Origin of the sequence: Sphingopyxis sp. C-1 (assembly GCF_001047015.1) — a bacterium.
Taxonomy (GTDB): Bacteria; Pseudomonadota; Alphaproteobacteria; order Sphingomonadales; family Sphingomonadaceae; genus Sphingopyxis.
This window is the reverse complement of the sequence record NZ_BBRO01000001.1, coordinates 2,541,828-2,557,400: the sequence shown is the minus strand read 5'-3', so window position 1 is coordinate 2,557,400 and position 15,573 is coordinate 2,541,828. Positions and strand designations below refer to the sequence as shown.

Below are 15,573 nucleotides of genomic sequence, written 5' to 3'. Positions count from 1 at the left end.
TGCTGGGGCGGTCAAAGCCTTTGCTGTGTTCGGTAGCCGAGCGTCAGTGCGCCTGCGGCACGCCCAGTTCGGCGAGCAAAGTATCGCGCAGCGCATCGAACTCGTCGCCGCCCGCGCGGCGCGGATGCGGCAGGCGGACGCGCGTGTCAAAGCCGATCTGCCCTTCCTTTAGCACGAGGATGCGGTCGGCGAGCAGGATGGCTTCCTCGACATCGTGCGTGACGAGCAGCGTCGCGGGGCCGTGCGCCTGACATAGTTCGCCAATCAGCCGCTGCATCTTGAGCCGCGTCAGCGCATCGAGCGCCGCAAAGGGCTCGTCGAGCAGCAGCAGACGCGGTTCGCGCACCAGGGCCCGCGCCAGCGCGGCACGCTGCGCCTCGCCGCCCGACAGCGTCGCGGGCCAGGCATCGGTGCGATGGTCGAGCCCGACCTCGGCGAGCGCGGATTCGGCGCGTTCGCGCGACGCGTCGTTGCCCGACAGGCCGATCACGACATTCCTCCACACGCTCTTCGACTGGACGAGGCGCGGTTCCTGGAACACGACGGTGCGCGCCTCGGGAACCCAGGCTTCGCCGCCGTCGGGGGCATCGAGCCCGGCGAGAATGCGCAGCAAGGTCGTCTTGCCGCTGCCCGATGCACCGAGCAGCGCGACGAATTCGCCGCTGTGGATCGTCAGGTTCAGGCTATCTAGGACGTTGGCACCGGTGAAATTGCGGCTGACGTCGCTGACCTCGACCGCAACCGGGCGGTGCGAAAAGTCGGGAGCGGCGACACGCTCGGCGGCGGCGAAATCGATCGAGAGAACGGCGGACATCGATAAGTCTCCTATCGGATTGCGACACCCGCGCGCCACGGCATGAACAGCCGTTCGAGCGAGCGGACGATCAGGTCGGCGCTGAGGCCGAGCACTGCGTAGATGGCGATGCAGATCAGGATGACGTCGACCTGCTGGTACATTTGCGCACTGTTGAGCAGGTAGCCGAGGCCGGCCGAGGCATTGATCTGTTCGGCGGCGATCAGAACGAGCACCGAGACCCCGAGCGCAAAGCGCAGCCCGGTGAAAATCTGCGGCAGCGCGAGCGGCAGCACGACTTCGAAGATCAGGCGGCCGCCCCCGAGACCGAAGCTGCGCATCGCCTCGATCACCTTGCGGTCGACGTTGCGCACTCCGGCATAGGTGTTGAGATACATCGGGAACATCGTCGCGAGCGCGATGAGGAGCAGCTTGGGCGCCTCGCCGATCCCGAACCAGACGATGAACAGCGGGACGAGCGCGAGAAAGGGGATGGTGCGTAGCATCTGGAGCAGCGCGTCGAACAGTTCCTCGCCGAGCTTCGACAGGCCGGCGATCGTCCCGAGGATGAGCCCGAAGATGATGCCGACCGCGCCGCCGACGAGCGCGCGGGTGAGCGACGTCGCAATCTGTGAGGCAAGCGCTTGTTCGGTCCACAATTGCTGCCACCCCGCCACGAGCCCGGCGGGTGAGGGGAGGATCGACGGATCGATCCACCCTGCGCTGGTCGAGACTGCCCACAGCGCGACGATGATTAGCGGGCCCGTTGCGCGGCGCGCGAAGGAGAAGCGTTCCGAGCGGGTTCCGGCCTTGCGGACAACCGGCTGTACCAGCCTGCCGGGATCGCCGGCGAGGGCGATGGGCGTGGGCGCGTTCACTTCGCCGCCTCCTGCGCTATGACAATATCGTCGTAGCGCTTGTCGAAGATTTGCGAGGCGTCGAGCTTCTTGCGGATCAGCCCTTCCTTGAAGAACAGATCGGCCTCGTCCTGATGCGCCGCGATGATCGCGTCGCTGATCGGCGCATAGCTGGCGGGGGCGCGCGTGATGATCTTTTCCGCGATCTTTGCGTCGACATTGTAGCGTTTGGCGAGGGCGGGCGCCGCCTTGACGGGATTCTCACGCTGCCAGCGGGTCGCGCGCGCGGCGCGTGCGACAAGGTCGCCGATCGCCTTTGCCTTCACCGGATCGGCGAGCGCTGCGTCGGATGCAACGAGGTAGAAGAACCCCGGCGTGTTGGGCGGCGCGCCGCTGGCGAGCACGCGCACCTTACCGGCGTCGAGCGCCTGCGTCAGATAGGGCTCGCCGATCGTGATGGCGTCGGCCGAACCCTTGTCGAGCAGCCCGGTGCCGAAGCCGGTCGCCTGCACTGGCTTGATGTCTTTCAGCGACAGGCCTTGTTTATCGAGCAGCCGCGCGACGAAATAATGCAGCACCGTGCCCTTCATGAACGACACCGACTTGCCTTTGAGGTCGGCGATGCTGCGGATCGGCGAGTCCGGTTTTACCACCAAAGCATATGGCGATCCGCCGCCGTCGACGGTCTTGCTGACCGCGACGACCTTTACCGGGCTGCCCGCGGCCTGCGCAAAGATCAGCGGGGTTTCGGCCATCCAGCCCACATCGAGCGATCCGCCCGTCTGCGCCGCGATGATCGGCGGGCCGCCGACGAAATTGGCCCATTCGATCTTGTAATCGGTCGGCTGGCCTTCGCCCGAAACGTCGAGCGAGGATTTGAGCGCGTGGAGCTGGTCGCCGATCTTGATCGTCGTGCCGCCATCGGGCGCGCCGCCGCAGGCCGCGAGCGACAGGAAGGCGCCCGCGACTAGCGTGCGAAAGGGGGTGAGGGAGAGTTTCATCTGGGGCGCCGGATCAGGCCGCACTCGGGCCGACCGGGCGGTCGCCGACGATCGTCACACGCTCCATGTGGCGCGCTTCGCTATAGTCGGGGACGGCATAGTGCTGCGTTGCGCGATTGTCCCAGAAGGCGATCGATCCGGGCCGCCAGCTCCACCGCACCTGGAATTCGGGACGCTTGACCTGGTCGAACAGGCGCGTCAGCAGAGCCTTGCTCTCATCCTCGGGCAGTCCGACGATGTAGCGGGTGAACACCGAATTGACGTAGAGCACCTTCTCGCCCGTTTCGGGATGGATGCGCACGACGGGGTGTTCGACCGGCGGGAAGCTGTTGCGCAGGGCGTCCTTTTTCTCCTCGGTATCGAGAAACTGGATGAAGACGCTTGGATCATGGATCGCGGTGAGGCCGTCGATCCGTGCCTTCGTCTCCTCATCGAGCGTCTCGTAAGCCGCGACGGCATTGGCAAACACCGTATCGCCGCCGAGCGAGGGAGAGACGCGCTGGATCAGGATCGACGCCGCCGAGGGTTCGGTGCGGAAGGTCGTGTCGGCGTGCCAATTGCTGTCGGTCGACTGGCGGTACTTGCCCTTCAGTTCCTGCGAGATCAGCGGCAGGATTTGCGGATAGTCGGGCAGCGAAAAGACCGGATGTTCCTCAAGGTCGCCAAAGGCCGCGCCGAGCGCGATATGCTGTTCGCGCGTCAGATTCTGATCGCGGAAAAAGAGCACCTTATACTGGAGGAGCGCGGCGCGCAGCGCGTCATAGGTCGGGCGGTCGAGTAGCTCTGTGAGGTCGATTCCGCTGATTTGCGCGCCCAGGCTCGGCTGCAGCGGAGTGATGTCGAAGAGGGTGGTGGCGGTGTCATGCTCAAGCGTCTGGACTGTCATGGATTTATCCTCGTTGCGGGATGGCGCCGGCGGGGCGCGCGAAAGGGGCGGCGGTCGCGCGGCGGCGATGCCGGGAGAAGGCTGGGCTATGGCGAGCGCTCAGGGCGAGAGTGGCGCGCCTTTGTCGGCTCGCGGTCGCTATCGCGGCTGGAAATATTGCATCGTATCGCCTCATCGAATGAGGGGAACACGATACCTGGCGCTGTCGCCTGAGCATCGCGCGCTTTAGCCGTTGGTAACGCGGAGCAAGCTGCTTCCCGGTCAAAAGCCGCGGATCCCGGGAAAAATGCGCTGCCGGTCGGGATCAGAGCCGGCAACTCAACTTGATCGGTAGAGTTGTTGGCGTCAAGCGTAGTTTCGCTTTCATGGCGAAAAGCGCCGCTCGGTTCGACCGGCCTGTCGCGATGGGGGTGAAGGGCCTCGATCCCACCATCTGAAAGACGTCATTTTGGCACTTAATCCGGGCGGGATCGCACCGTAAATTGTGTAAATACGAAAACTTCGCTGTCTAACGACCACCGGGACCGCGGATGCTTTCGTATTTTTCTGACCGAGGTGGGGTTAACTATGATCCGCGCTATCATTGAATTATAAGTCTAATTCAAGTAATGCGGCGTGGTGGGGATTGTGTATTTCGCAGTATAGATAGGAAGTTTTGCTTCCGTTCGGTGCTGCTTCGATAAGGTATATGACATGAACCAACGTCGCTTCTCCGATCCGATTGAGGAGCAGCAGAGCGAGGCGGACGGCGATCGTCGTGGCGGCGATCGTTATCGTACCGTCTGGCGGATCGCCAAAGTGGTGCGCAACGGCGATGCAGGATTGTGGCGGGTGCGGAATATTTCCGACAAGGGCATGATGCTCGCCGCCGACGTTCCGATCAATATCGGCGAAAAGCTTGAGATATCGCTGTCGGATACGGTCGTGATACGCGGCGAAGTCGTCTGGTCCGATGCCGGCCGCTGCGGCGTTGCGTTCGACAAGGAAGTCGATGTCGCCGACGTGCTGAAGCAATTGGCGGCCGAACAGCGCGGGTCCGGCTATCGCCAGCCGCGTCTGCCGGTCAGCACAAGAGCGCAGGCGATCAACGACGAGGGCACGAGCCAGATCGAACTCGTCGATCTCTCGCAAAATGGTGCGGGCTTCATCCACGACGGCCATCTGGAGGTCGGCAAGGAGTTCGACCTGGTGCTCGCCGGCGGGGTCAAGCGCCGTGCGATCGTCCGCTGGTCACGCGCCGGGCGCGGTGGATTGTGGCTGACGCAGCCACTCGACCGCTCCGACTTGGAAAGTATCCACCGCTTCGACGGCTGATGCCTCAGGCGGCGCCCCGGACGATCTTCGCCCAGGGATTGAGATCGGGCTCGGCGACCTTCACCAGCATATTGCGGTCGCGATGCAGGAAAGGCTCGTCGCGGCCCTTCACCATCAATGTCGTATCCGACACATAGCTCCACGATCCGTCGTCGTGGAAATCGATCATCAGCTGATAGGCGTCGGTGCGAAAGGCGAGGTCGAGGAAACTCGTCGAGCAGATGCCATATTCGGTCTGGCCGCGCTCCGCCTTGACGACGAGCCGCTTCGCGTCGGGCTCGGCATGTCCCGACGCAATCGCGATCTGGCCGCGCGGGATCGCCAGCGTCTGCAAGATCAGCCCCGTCGATGCTTCATAGAGCCAATAGCCGACCTGGTCGTGGAAGCTGATGTCTTCTTCGCGCGTGTTGACGTGTTGATGGTAGCGCAGGCCATAGAATAGCTGGGGCCCGTTCGCCTGCGGGTCGATCGGCTGCATTTCGATCCGTTCGTAATATTTCCGCGTCTCCGGACCGTCCGCCTTGGGATTGATATCGACGCCGCGCTCGCCTTCCCAGATTCCCGCAAGCCGCGCGAGCGGACCGAGATTTGCCAGCGTCTCGGGATCGACGTCCTCGGGCTCGGTGAAGATGTCTTCCGGAATATCCATGTTGTTTCCCCGCTCTTGTCTCCATCCGCTATTGCCCGCGTCGGCGGCTAAAGCAAACCAAACCAAGGTGTGGGTTCGCAGGAAAGGTGCCGCCGTCTATCCCGTCCATATCGATCGTGCGTCGGGAGAGAGGCCATGATGAACCGCCGTGATTTTTCCGCTGCCGTCATCGCCGGTGCGGCTGCCCCGCTCCTGATGGGGGCCACGCGAGGGGCCACGCCGCCCGGGGTCAAGGCACTCAATATCGTGTTCGTTCATGGGCTCTTTGCCGACGGCTCCTGCTGGACCGACGTGATATCGCGGCTGCAGGCGCTGGGCTTCAACACGACCTCGGTGCAAAATCCGCTGACGACGCTCGACGAGTCGGTCGCTGCCGCCGAACGCGTTCTGGCGCGGCAGGACGGGCCCACGGTCCTCGTTGGCCATAGTTTCGGCGGCATGCTCGTGACGCAGGCCGGCGTGCATCCGAATGTCGCTTCGCTGGTCTATGTCGCGGCGCGGGCGCCTGACGCGAACGAGAATTATGCCGCGCTGGCGAAGGAATATCCGACGCCGCCGGCGACGGCAGGCATCGTCTATGACGGTGACGAAGGGCGGTTGAGTGAAGCGGCATTCCTGCGCGATTTTGCCGGCGATCTGCCGGAAGCGAAAGCGCGGCTGCTCTATGCGGTGCAGCAGCCTTTTCAGCGGGCGTTGCTGAGCGGGCAAGTCACGCAGGCGGCTTGGCGGTCGAAACCCAGCTTCTATGCCGTGTCGAGCGAGGACCGCACGATCAATCCCGATCTCGAACGCTTCATGGCGAAACGGATGGGTGCGAAGACGATCGAACTCAAGGCGAGCCACCTGTCGATGATTTCGCAGCCTGAGGCGATCATGAGGCTGATCGTCGAGGCCGCGAGCGCCGCCTGACGCCGCGGGTCAGATGTCCTCGACCAGCCGGCCGTAGAGCTGTGGTCGGCGGTCGCGGAAAAAGCCCATGCCTGCGCGATGCTTCGCTGCGCGGTCGAGGTCGATCGTCTGGGTCAGGACTCCGGTTTCGGCCGCACCGAACGCTTGCGTCATGTCGCCCCATTCGTCGGTGATGAAGCTGTGGCCATAGAAATTGGCGTCACCCTCTGGCCCGATGCGGTTTGCAGCAATCACCGGCATGCAGTTCGACACGCTATGCCCCTGCATCGCGCGGCGCCACATGCGGCTGGTGTCGAGGTCCGCGTCATAGGGCTCGCTTCCGATTGCGGTCGGATAGAACAGCAATTCGGCGCCCATCAGCGCCATCGCGCGCGCGCATTCTGGATACCATTGATCCCAGCAGACGCCGATGCCGATGCGCGTCCCGAAAACGTCCCACACCTTGAAGCCGGTATTGCCGGGGCGGAAATAATATTTTTCCTCATAGCCCGGACCGTCGGGGATGTGGCTTTTGCGATACGTCCCCATGATCGCCCCGTCGGGGCCGATCATCGCGAGCGTATTGTAATAATGCGGCCCGTCCTTTTCGAAATAGCTCGTCGGGATCGCGACCTTCAGCTTTGCCGCAAGCGCCTGCATCGCGAGGACGCTGGGGTGCTCGGCGGTCGGTCGGGCGTTGGCGAACAGCTCTTCTTCCTCGACCTGACAGAAATAGGGGCCTTCAAAGAGTTCGGGCGGCAGGATGACTTGTGCGCCCTTCGCGGCCGCTTCCTCGACGAGCGCGGTGACGGCCTCGATATTGGGCTCGACGGGGCCGGGCAGGGGAAGCTGCAACGCGGCGACGGTGATGGTGCGGGTCATGGGGCGGATATAAGCGAGCCTGCGCATCTTGCCAGAGCAAAAGCTGCGTTCGGGCGCCACCTTCTCCCGTCATCCCGGCCTTCGCCGGGATGACGATGAGAATGATATCAGCTTGGAAGCTGCTGGCTCGAGCAATGGAAGCTGCCGCCGCCGACGATGATCCCGCGCGCCGGCACACCGACAGCGCGGCGGTCGGGAAAGAGTGCCGCGAGCGTATCGACCGCGGTTTGGTCGCTCGAAACGCCATAGGTGGGCACGACCACGACGCTGTTGCCGATATAGAAATTCATATAGCTTGCCGCCGCGATCTCGCCGTCCACTTCGACGCGACCGGGCGAGGGCAGGTCGACGATTTCTACCCCGCCGAACGCCGCGGTCCGCGCGCGCGCATCGGCATAGATATGCACGTTGGGGTCGTCCGCTCCCGCCGCGACAGGCAGCGCGAGGCGACCCTCGCCGACAAAGCGCGCGAGATTGTCGACATGACCATCTGTGTGGTCACCGACAAGCCCGTTGCCGAGCCACAGCAGCCGGTCGATGCCGAGCGACTGGTGCAGCCGCACCGCGATATCCTCGCGCGTCAGCGTCGGGTTGCGGTTGGTGTTGAGCAGGCATTCCTCGGTGGTGACGCAGAGGCCGGTTCCGTCGACGTCGATGCCGCCGCCTTCGAGCACCCAGTCCTGATCGTCGACCGGCAGGCCCGATCCGGCCGCCAGCGCCGCGCCAACCTCCTGATCGCCCGGCATCACGAATTTTTCGCCCCACCAGTTGAATTCGAAATTGCGTGCGCGGCGTGCTGTGCCCGTCCCGGCGATGATCGGCCCGGTATCACGCAGCCAGATATCGCCCAAAGGCTGGATCAGGATGCGGACGCCCGGATCGACGAGCGCGGCGGCGATGTCCGCCTGCCGTGCGTTGTTGACGACCAGCCGCACCTCTTCGCCGCGGCCGCCGTCATGGACGGCGTTGGCAAAGGCGGCGACGTCGCGCCGCCCTTCTTCGATCGCGCCCGCCCATTCCTCGGCGAGGTGGGGGAACCCGATCCAGACGGCATCGTGCGGCGCCCATTCGGCAGGCATGCGTAGGCTCACGGCGCTTGTCCTTTCTCTCGTCATTGCGAGGACCCCGGCGAAAGCCGGGGGACGCGGCAATCCAGAGCGGCTCAGAACCGCTCTGGATTGCTTCGCTTCGCTCGCAATGACGAAACCTTATTTGGCCGCAGCGCGCGACTTGTCGCGGGCGGCGCGGAATTCGTCGCCCTCGACCCAGTTCGGCCATGCGTCGGTCATCGCAAGCATGCGGCCCGCAGCGTAATAGAGGCGAAGGTCGGACATCATGCCGCCCCAGTTGGTGATCGCCTCATATTCGTCGCCCGGCGCGTGGTAGCGGTTCTTTTCATAGTCTTCCGACGCCTTCTTGCCGGCTTCGACGCCACCCTCGACCAGATCGTCGCCACTGCCGAAGTTGAACATCGGCACGCCGAGCTTGGCGAAGCTGAAGTGATCCGAACGATAATAGAAGCCCTTTTCGGGCGTCGGCTCGTCCTTGATCACGCGCTTGTCCATCTGCGCGAGCTTGGCGACATAGGCATCGAGTTCGGACTTGCCGCGGCCAACGACCACGATGTCCTTCGTCGGGCCGATCGCGTTGAGTGCGTCCATGTTCACGCCGCCAACGGTCTGCGCGAGCGGGAAGATCGGGTTTTCGGCGTAATATTTCGAACCGAGCAAGCCCGATTCCTCGGCGGTGACGGCAAGGAACACGATGCTGCGATCCGGCGCGCCCGCTTTGTGGAACGCCTGCGCCAGCGTCACGAGGCCCGCGATGCCGCTCGCATTGTCGACCGCGCCGTTGCAGATGTCGTCGCCCGCGACGGGCGTGCAGCGGCCGAGGTGATCCCAGTGGCCGGTGTAGAGCACATATTCGTCGGGACGCTTGGCGCCCGGCAGAATGCCGACGACGTTACGCGACATCTTCTTCGCAATCTCGTTATCGAAGCCGAAGTTCGCCTTCACGCCGGTGAGCGCGACAGGCTTGAAACCCTTCTTGCCCGCAGCGGCGCGCAGCTTGTCGAAATCCTGTCCGGCGCTGGCGAAGAGTTCCTTTGCCTTGGGGAGTTGGATCCAGCCGTTCGCGACGGTCTGGTCGGCGCCGCCATTCTTGCTTTCGGCCAGATATTGCGTGCCGGTGTTGCTGCTTTCAACGACGTTCCAGCCATAGGCGGCGGGTTTGGTATCGTGGACGATCAGCACTGCCGCTGCGCCCTGCCGCGCGGCTTCCTCATATTTATACGACCAGCGGCCATAATAGGTCATCGCGCGGCCGTTGAATTCGCCCTTGGCTTCCTTCGTCTGCCAGTCGGGGTCGTTGACGAGGACGACGACGGTCTTCCCCTTCACATCGAGCCCGGCATAATCGTTCCAGCCCTTTTCGGGGGCATTGATGCCGTAACCGACGAAAACGACGTCGCTGTCCTTCACCTCGGTCTTCGGCTGGACGCGCCAGCTGAACGCGACATAGTCCTTCGCATATTGCGCGGTTACCGGGGCCTTGCCGCCGGTGAAGCTGATCGGCGTCGCGTTCTTCGCGGTGATCTCGACCAGCGGCACGTCCTGCGTCCACTTGCCGTTGTTGCCGGGCTTCAGCCCCGCTTCCTCATATTTCTTGATGATATAGGCGATGGTCTTTTCCTCGCCTGCCGTACCGGGCGCGCGGCCCTCGAAGGCGTCCGACGACAGTTCCTTCGTCACCTCCTGCAGCGTCGCGAGCGACAGTTCGGGAATCTGGACGTCGGGGATGGCGACCGGAGAAGTCGCCGCCTTGTCGGAGCTGTTGCATGCCGCAACGGTCAGGAGGACCGCAAGGGCTGCGGTCGAGCGGGGGAAACGAAGCATGGAATGTCCTTGGATATGGGAATTCGACGGACGGGTTTGTGCCAGTCCGCCGGGCCTACGGCAAGTATCGCGTTGCAACTGAAACCAATTTCGCTTGGCAACAGAAAAAGCGCAATTTAGCTATTGAAACCAGGCAATAATACGGGGGGACGGGATGAAGGGGCGATTGTTACTGCTTATTGGCGCTTGCGTGACCGCACCGGTTGCGCATGCGCAGAATGACGACGTCGCGCGGCGGTTCGGGACATTGGCGGGCGCGACGCAGGTCAGCCTGTCGCCCGATGGCGAGAAGCTGGCATTTCTAGCGCCCAGCAAGGGCCAGGGGAACGACCTGTATATCGTCGACATCGGCGAGGGGGCGGTGCCCCGGCGCATTTTGCGTTCGAGCGGCGATCCCGAAATCCTGTTCTGGTGCAAATGGGCGACCACCGCGCGTCTGGTCTGCGAAATCGGTGGCCGGGAAAATGTCGGCGGCGACATCATGGGCTTTACGTCGCTGCTGGGTGTCGACGCGTCCGGCGGCAATGTGAAAACGCTCAGCGCGCGACGCGGGGCGAACGCGATCGGATATGATTTCCGGGGCGGCGAGGTGATCGACTGGCAGCCGAGCGCTGAAGGGGATTTGCTTATAACGCGCAGCTACGTTCCGGAAGCCGGCTCCACGGTGATCCGGAAAGACGGCGAGGGACTCGGCGTCGATCTGGTGAAGGCTACCGACGGATCGGCCAAAACGGTCGAAAAACCGCGCCGGGATGCGATAGAATATGTATCGGACGGGAAGGGGCAGGTTCGGATCATGGGCCTCAATAGCCCGACCACATATCGCGGCTATGCAGACCCGCTGGTGCGCCACATGTTCAGGCGTAAAAATAGCCGGGATTGGGAACAATTGTCCTCGTACGACACCCTGTCAAGGAAGGGCTTTTATCCCTATGCTGTTGATATCACCACGGATCGTGCGATTGGATTCGCGAACGTCGACGGACGTAGAGCCATCGTTGCGCTAAGTCTGGATGGAACCGGAAAGACCGAGGCACTGTTCCGCCATTCCGAAGTGGATGTCGACGAACTGGTTCGCGTCGGCCGCGATCAACGCGTTGTCGGGGCGACTTATGTCACCGAGCGGCGCCACATGGAAATCACCGACCCGAAAGTGGCGGCAATGGCGAAGTCGTTGTCTGGTGCTCTTGGCGGAAAGGACGTATATTTCATCGATGCCTCGGCTGATGAGGCGCATTGGTTGGTTTGGGTCGGCTCCGACATCGATCCAGGCAGATATTATCGTTATACCCCATCGTCGAAGCAGCTTCGTCCGCTGCTTGACGAGCGGCCTTTGCTCGCGGACCAAGCCCTGTCGCCGGTGAAGCCTATCCGGTATCCCGCATCGGACGGCACGATGATCCCCGGCTATCTGACGCTGCCGCTTGGTAAGGTCGATGCCAAGGGGCTGCCAGCAATCGTCATGCCGCATGGCGGACTAGCTGCGCGCGACGAATGGGGATTCGATTGGCTTGCTCAGTATTTCGCCCGGCGCGGCTTCGCCGTGGTCCAGCCCAACTATCGGGGGGCGGCGGGTTATGGCGATCAATGGTATATGGATAATGGCTTCCAGTCGTGGCGAACGGCTATAGGCGACGTGAACGACGCGGGGCGCTGGTTGCTGACCGAGGGGGCGGACCCTGCGAAGCTGTCGATCGTCGGCTGGCACTATGGCGGCTATGCCGCGCTGCAGTCGGGAGCGACCGAGCCCGGCCTGTTCCGCTCGATCGTGGCGATCGCGCCGATTACCGATCTTGCGCAGTTTAAGAGCCGGGCGATGAAATTTGCATCAGGCGCCGTTCTTCGCGATTTTGTCGGTTCGGGGCCGCATATCCGCGAAGGGTCGCCGGCGCAGAATGCTGCTAACATCAAGGCGCCCGTGTTGATGTTCCACGGCACTTTCGACCAGCGCGCCAATATCGAGCAAGCGCGGATCATGCGCCGTGCGCTTGCCGACGCGGGTAAGTCGGTCGAACTGATCGAATATCCTGGACTGGCAACCAGCCTGAACGACAGCGAGGCACGCACCGCTATGCTGGCACGGATTACGCAGTTCCTGCCGCACTGACGCGCAAAGAAAAGGGGGCGGCCCGTTGCCGGACCGCCCCCTTTTGAATTCGATAGCGAACTCGATCAGCGCGAATAGAATTCGACGACCAGGTTCGGTTCCATCTTCACCGGATAGGGCACTTCGTCGAGCGTCGGGACGCGGACATAGGTTGACTTGGTGCCGTCGACGGCCAGATATTCGGGCAGGTCGCGCTCGGGCAGGCTCTGGGCTTCGGCGACCAGCGCCATTTCCTGTGCCTTCTTGCCGAGGGTGATTTCATCGCCCGGCTTCACGAGGCGGCTGGCGACGTTGCACTTCACGCCATTCACATAGACGTGGCCGTGGCTGACGAGCTGACGCGCCGAGAAGATCGTCGGGGTGAACTTCGAGCGATAGACGACGGCGTCGAGGCGGCGCTCGAGCAGGCCGATCAGGTTCTGGCCGGTGTCGCCCTTCATGCGCGATGCTTCGAAATAGTTCTTCTTGAACTGCTTTTCGGTGATGTCGCCGTAATAGCCCTTCAGCTTCTGCTTCGCGCGGAGCTGGATGCCGAAGTCCGACATCTTGCCCTTGCGGCGCTGACCATGCTGGCCGGGGCCGTATTCGCGGCGGTTGACGGGGCTCTTGGGGCGACCCCAGATGTTTTCACCCATCCGGCGGTCGAGTTTATACTTGGCGCTCTGGCGCTTCGACATATGTCGTCTCCAATATGCTGTGTGCCGAAGGATTTCGGCTTGTTCCCGGGTCGCACCATATGGAGATTTCCATATGCGACCGCCGCTTCACCGGGGTGCGGGGTCCATTGCGAAGGCGCGCGGTTAGACGGGCAGGGGCGTAAAGTCAAGCATCGAGCGGCCCGCTCGACAGCGGCGAAAAAGCCGCTAAAGGCAGCGCGCATGACGTCCGCCAAACTTCCCGAACAATGCGAAACGATGATCGATGTCCGCGCCGGCGTCGACGAGGTCGACCGCGCGCTCGTCGCGCTGCTCGTCCGCCGCTTTGGCTATATGGATGCCGCAGCGCGCATCAAGCCCGATCGCAGCGCCGTCCGCGACGAAGTGCGCAAGGCCGAGGTGCTCGACAATGTCGCGCGCGCGGCCGAGATTGCAGGGCTGGAGCCCGAGCGGCTCCGCGCGGTGTGGAACGAACTGGTCGAACAGTCGATCGCCTATGAGGCGGTCCGTTGGGAACAGCTTCGCGCCGATAGCTGATCTGTCCAGCTTAGTCGGTGTTGCTTGCCGCCGGCTTTTCGCTGCTTGCCTCTACAGCCTCTTCTTTCGGCTTCGCCGGTTCGACGACACGGCATACACGCTGCGAGAGGCGACTGCCTATGCCGCCTTCCACCTGCTCGCAGACCTTTCTGGGCTTTGCGGGCTTGGCAGGGGGTTTGTCGGTTCCGTTCGCTGAGGCCGATGCCATCGCCAGCGAAATTAATATGGAGAACATAGGGTTATTCGCTCCTTAAAGGATGCGACTTTCTATGCGCATTTTGGGGCGCGGCCAAGAGGCTGTTATCGCGCCCTTGGCGTGCGGCCCAGCGATGTAATGATCCCGTGCATCATCCGGATGTCGTTATACGACCAGCCGGTCTTGGTGAGCGCGGTGCGCAATGTGCGGAGCGTCATTTCCTTGCGCTCGGGCGGGAAAAAATAGCCGCTCTTGTCGAGGTCGCGCACCAGATGCCCGATCAGTTCTTCCATTTCGGCGTGCGGCGCGGGCGGGTCGAGCGGCACTTCGGGCGGGCTGGCAAGCGCGACGCCCTTCGACCATTCATAGGCGAGCAGGATCACCGCTTGTGCGAGGTTGAGCGAGGCGAATTCGGGATTGATCGGCACGGTCACGATCTTGTGCGCCAAGGTAACATCGTCGGTTTCGAGCCCCGAGCGTTCGGGGCCGAAGATATAGGCGGAGCGCCCCGCGCTGGCGTGCACCTCGCGCGCGGCGGCTTCGGGGGTCAGCACCGGCTTGGTCACGCCGCGCTTGCGCACTGTGGTCGCATAGATGGTCGTGCAGTCGGCGACCGCGTCGGCGAGGGTGTCGAAAACCTGCGCCTCGGCCAGTACGACATCGGCGCCCGACGCTGCCGGCCCCGCATCGGGATTGGGCCAGCCGTCGCGCGGGGCGACGAGGCGCAGTTCGGTCAGCCCGAAATTGAGCATCGCGCGCGCTGCTTTGCCGATATTCTCACCCAATTGCGGGCGAACGAGGACAATCAGGGGTTTTTGCATGGCGGGACTCAGGACAGCCGTCGGCCTGTCAGTGCGAATTGCGCGTTTGCGGTGCGCGTGTCCGTTCATAATCTTTGCGCGCTTCCTCTTTCTCCGCCTCCCATTGCGCGCGGGTCCGGCACACACGCTTCGAGCGGGCGGGTGAGCCCGTCACGACAGATTTGGTGCAGATCAGCTTTTCCTCTTTTGCAGGCGGCGTCTCGCCCGCTTCGGTCGGCGCGGCGGCTGGGGTGGTGGCCGCCGTCATCAGCGCCAGAAAATATATGATCATGAAAAATTCCCGCGCTCGAAAGCGAATGCAAAAAAGATGAGGCCCAATCCTGATGGGACGCCGTTTAACGCAATATGAGGCGTGATGAAATCGGCCAATCCGCAGGAAATAGCGTTCCTATGTCGGGCGCCCCCGCTTAACCGTTACCGAGATCGCCGACCTGACTTGCAAAATCCTCGAAATCCTTGGCTTCGGTAAAGTCCCGATAGACACTGGCAAAGCGGATATAGGCCACATTGTCGAAGCCTTTGAGGGCCTCCATCACCATCGCGCCGATCTGCTGCGCGTGCACTTCGCTCTCGCCCGATGTTTCGAGCTGGCGCTGGATGCCCGACACCAGTCGTTCGATGCGCGCGCCGTCGATCGGACGCTTGCGGCACGCGATCTGGACGCTGCGCATCAGTTTCTCGCGGTCGAAGGGCTCGCGCCCGCCGTCGGCTTTCAGCACCGCAACTTCGCGCAGTTGGATGCGCTCGAACGTCGTAAAGCGCGCGCCGCAATCCTCGCACTGGCGCCGCCGGCGAATCGCTGCGCCGTCCTCGGTCGGACGGCTGTCCTTCACCTGACTGTCTTCATGTCCGCAATAGGGGCAGCGCATAAGTTAGCGTTTCACCCGCATCAGCAATGCGATGAGCGCGCCGCCGAACAGGCCGACGGGCCAACTGAGCGCGTCGAGCAGCAAGCCGATTGCCGCGCCGACCGCACCGCCGATCAGCACCGGACGCGTCGAGGGATGGGCCATGCCTTGCTTGCCCATCGCCTTGATCTCTTCGATCGAAAGTTCGACCAGCGTCGGTTCCTCGGGGTGCTGCCGCGCCATC

The 15,573-nt window shown here is 63.1% G+C and carries 18 protein-coding genes; 4 read left to right on the top strand and 14 right to left on the bottom strand.

Annotation, left to right across the window (positions count from 1 at the left end):
- Positions 1-43: 43 nt before the first annotated feature.
- The 4 genes from SC1_RS12055 to SC1_RS12040 are packed head-to-tail and all read right to left on the bottom strand — an operon-like array spanning position 44 to position 3,537.
- Entirely contained in the window at positions 44-814 is a 771-nt protein-coding gene (locus SC1_RS12055) for an ABC transporter ATP-binding protein (protein ID WP_062181888.1), read from the bottom strand.
- 11 nt (positions 815-825) lie between these two features.
- Positions 826-1,671, bottom strand: coding sequence for an ABC transporter permease (locus SC1_RS12050; RefSeq protein WP_062181885.1), 846 nt, complete (start codon positions 1,669-1,671; stop codon positions 826-828).
- Positions 1,668-2,651 carry an ABC transporter substrate-binding protein gene (locus SC1_RS12045; protein WP_062181882.1) on the bottom strand — a complete coding sequence of 328 codons (984 nt, stop codon included), beginning with the start codon at positions 2,649-2,651 and terminating at the stop codon, positions 1,668-1,670. The genes SC1_RS12050 and SC1_RS12045 overlap by 4 nt, the downstream gene beginning before the upstream one ends.
- Before the next feature lie 13 nt (positions 2,652-2,664).
- Positions 2,665-3,537 (bottom strand): TauD/TfdA family dioxygenase, encoded by an 873-nt coding sequence (locus SC1_RS12040; RefSeq protein WP_062181880.1) that lies wholly within the window; start codon positions 3,535-3,537, stop codon positions 2,665-2,667.
- A gap of 693 nt (positions 3,538-4,230) precedes the next feature.
- Here SC1_RS12040 and SC1_RS12035 point away from each other — a divergent pair.
- Positions 4,231-4,851, top strand: coding sequence for a PilZ domain-containing protein (locus SC1_RS12035; protein ID WP_062181878.1), 621 nt, complete (start codon positions 4,231-4,233; stop codon positions 4,849-4,851).
- Positions 4,852-4,855: 4 nt separating this feature from the next.
- Here SC1_RS12035 and SC1_RS12030 read toward each other — a convergent pair whose 3' ends face one another.
- On the bottom strand, positions 4,856-5,500 hold the full coding sequence (locus SC1_RS12030; RefSeq protein ID WP_062181875.1) for an FABP family protein: 645 nt from the start codon (positions 5,498-5,500) through the stop codon (positions 4,856-4,858).
- A gap of 135 nt (positions 5,501-5,635) precedes the next feature.
- On the opposite strand from SC1_RS12030, the gene SC1_RS12025 reads away from it, so the two are divergent.
- Positions 5,636-6,409 (top strand): alpha/beta fold hydrolase, encoded by a 774-nt coding sequence (locus SC1_RS12025; RefSeq protein WP_062181872.1) that lies wholly within the window; start codon positions 5,636-5,638, stop codon positions 6,407-6,409.
- A 9-nt stretch (positions 6,410-6,418) separates the two neighbouring features.
- Here SC1_RS12025 and aguB read toward each other — a convergent pair whose 3' ends face one another.
- The 3 genes from aguB to SC1_RS12010 all read right to left on the bottom strand — a co-directional run bounded on the left by aguB (position 6,419) and on the right by SC1_RS12010 (position 10,164).
- A complete protein-coding gene (aguB, locus tag SC1_RS12020; RefSeq protein WP_062184048.1) occupies positions 6,419-7,270 on the bottom strand; it encodes an N-carbamoylputrescine amidase in 852 nt (283 codons plus the stop codon).
- Between the two features lie 107 nt (positions 7,271-7,377).
- Positions 7,378-8,361, bottom strand: a complete 984-nt coding sequence (locus SC1_RS12015) for an agmatine deiminase family protein (protein WP_062181869.1) — start codon at positions 8,359-8,361, stop codon at positions 7,378-7,380.
- A 117-nt stretch (positions 8,362-8,478) separates the two neighbouring features.
- Positions 8,479-10,164 carry a M28 family metallopeptidase gene (locus tag SC1_RS12010; protein WP_062181867.1) on the bottom strand — a complete coding sequence of 562 codons (1,686 nt, stop codon included), beginning with the start codon at positions 10,162-10,164 and terminating at the stop codon, positions 8,479-8,481.
- 190 nt (positions 10,165-10,354) lie between these two features.
- On the opposite strand from SC1_RS12010, the gene SC1_RS12005 reads away from it, so the two are divergent.
- Complete coding sequence (locus SC1_RS12005; protein WP_238586669.1) at positions 10,355-12,271, top strand: S9 family peptidase; 1,917 nt, start codon at positions 10,355-10,357, stop codon at positions 12,269-12,271.
- A gap of 65 nt (positions 12,272-12,336) precedes the next feature.
- Here SC1_RS12005 and rpsD read toward each other — a convergent pair whose 3' ends face one another.
- The gene (gene rpsD, locus SC1_RS12000; RefSeq protein WP_062181860.1) at positions 12,337-12,948 is read right to left on the bottom strand and encodes a 30S ribosomal protein S4; all 612 of its coding nucleotides are present in this window, start codon (positions 12,946-12,948) and stop codon (positions 12,337-12,339) included.
- A 201-nt stretch (positions 12,949-13,149) separates the two neighbouring features.
- On the opposite strand from rpsD, the gene SC1_RS11995 reads away from it, so the two are divergent.
- A complete protein-coding gene (locus SC1_RS11995; protein WP_062181857.1) occupies positions 13,150-13,464 on the top strand; it encodes a chorismate mutase in 315 nt (104 codons plus the stop codon).
- 10 nt (positions 13,465-13,474) lie between these two features.
- On the opposite strand, the gene SC1_RS22255 is transcribed toward SC1_RS11995, so the two are convergent.
- The 5 genes from SC1_RS22255 to SC1_RS11970 all read right to left on the bottom strand — a co-directional run bounded on the left by SC1_RS22255 (position 13,475) and on the right by SC1_RS11970 (position 15,572).
- Positions 13,475-13,699 carry a hypothetical protein gene (locus SC1_RS22255; RefSeq protein ID WP_193749163.1) on the bottom strand — a complete coding sequence of 75 codons (225 nt, stop codon included), beginning with the start codon at positions 13,697-13,699 and terminating at the stop codon, positions 13,475-13,477.
- A gap of 65 nt (positions 13,700-13,764) precedes the next feature.
- A complete protein-coding gene (locus SC1_RS11985) occupies positions 13,765-14,481 on the bottom strand; it encodes an RNA methyltransferase (protein ID WP_062181849.1) in 717 nt (238 codons plus the stop codon).
- 28 nt (positions 14,482-14,509) lie between these two features.
- The gene (locus SC1_RS11980; protein WP_062181846.1) at positions 14,510-14,752 is read right to left on the bottom strand and encodes a hypothetical protein; all 243 of its coding nucleotides are present in this window, start codon (positions 14,750-14,752) and stop codon (positions 14,510-14,512) included.
- A gap of 136 nt (positions 14,753-14,888) precedes the next feature.
- A complete protein-coding gene (gene nrdR, locus SC1_RS11975) occupies positions 14,889-15,350 on the bottom strand; it encodes a transcriptional regulator NrdR (protein ID WP_062181843.1) in 462 nt (153 codons plus the stop codon).
- A 3-nt stretch (positions 15,351-15,353) separates the two neighbouring features.
- Complete coding sequence (locus SC1_RS11970; protein WP_062181840.1) at positions 15,354-15,572, bottom strand: hypothetical protein; 219 nt, start codon at positions 15,570-15,572, stop codon at positions 15,354-15,356.
- Position 15,573: the final 1 nt, after the last annotated feature.

Excerpts from the sequence above, each read along its gene's own strand:
- SC1_RS12055 (WP_062181888.1), bottom strand. The coding sequence starts at position 814 with ATGTCCGCCGTTCTCTCGATCGATTTCGCCGCCGCCGAGCGTGTCGCC.
- SC1_RS11995 (WP_062181857.1), top strand. The coding sequence starts at position 13,150 with ATGACGTCCGCCAAACTTCCCGAACAATGCGAAACGATGATCGATGTC.
- rpsD (WP_062181860.1), bottom strand. The coding sequence starts at position 12,948 with ATGTCGAAGCGCCAGAGCGCCAAGTATAAACTCGACCGCCGGATGGGT.
- SC1_RS12040 (WP_062181880.1), bottom strand. The coding sequence starts at position 3,537 with ATGACAGTCCAGACGCTTGAGCATGACACCGCCACCACCCTCTTCGAC.
- SC1_RS12045 (WP_062181882.1), bottom strand. The coding sequence starts at position 2,651 with ATGAAACTCTCCCTCACCCCCTTTCGCACGCTAGTCGCGGGCGCCTTC.
- SC1_RS12030 (WP_062181875.1), bottom strand. The coding sequence starts at position 5,500 with ATGGATATTCCGGAAGACATCTTCACCGAGCCCGAGGACGTCGATCCC.
- SC1_RS11980 (WP_062181846.1), bottom strand. The coding sequence starts at position 14,752 with ATGATCATATATTTTCTGGCGCTGATGACGGCGGCCACCACCCCAGCC.
- SC1_RS11970 (WP_062181840.1), bottom strand. The coding sequence starts at position 15,572 with ATGGCGCGGCAGCACCCCGAGGAACCGACGCTGGTCGAACTTTCGATC.
- nrdR (WP_062181843.1), bottom strand. The coding sequence starts at position 15,350 with ATGCGCTGCCCCTATTGCGGACATGAAGACAGTCAGGTGAAGGACAGC.
- SC1_RS12035 (WP_062181878.1), top strand. The coding sequence starts at position 4,231 with ATGAACCAACGTCGCTTCTCCGATCCGATTGAGGAGCAGCAGAGCGAG.
- SC1_RS11985 (WP_062181849.1), bottom strand. The coding sequence starts at position 14,481 with ATGCAAAAACCCCTGATTGTCCTCGTTCGCCCGCAATTGGGTGAGAAT.
- SC1_RS12010 (WP_062181867.1), bottom strand. The coding sequence starts at position 10,164 with ATGCTTCGTTTCCCCCGCTCGACCGCAGCCCTTGCGGTCCTCCTGACC.
- SC1_RS22255 (WP_193749163.1), bottom strand. The coding sequence starts at position 13,699 with ATGTTCTCCATATTAATTTCGCTGGCGATGGCATCGGCCTCAGCGAAC.
- aguB (WP_062184048.1), bottom strand. The coding sequence starts at position 7,270 with ATGACCCGCACCATCACCGTCGCCGCGTTGCAGCTTCCCCTGCCCGGC.
- SC1_RS12025 (WP_062181872.1), top strand. The coding sequence starts at position 5,636 with ATGATGAACCGCCGTGATTTTTCCGCTGCCGTCATCGCCGGTGCGGCT.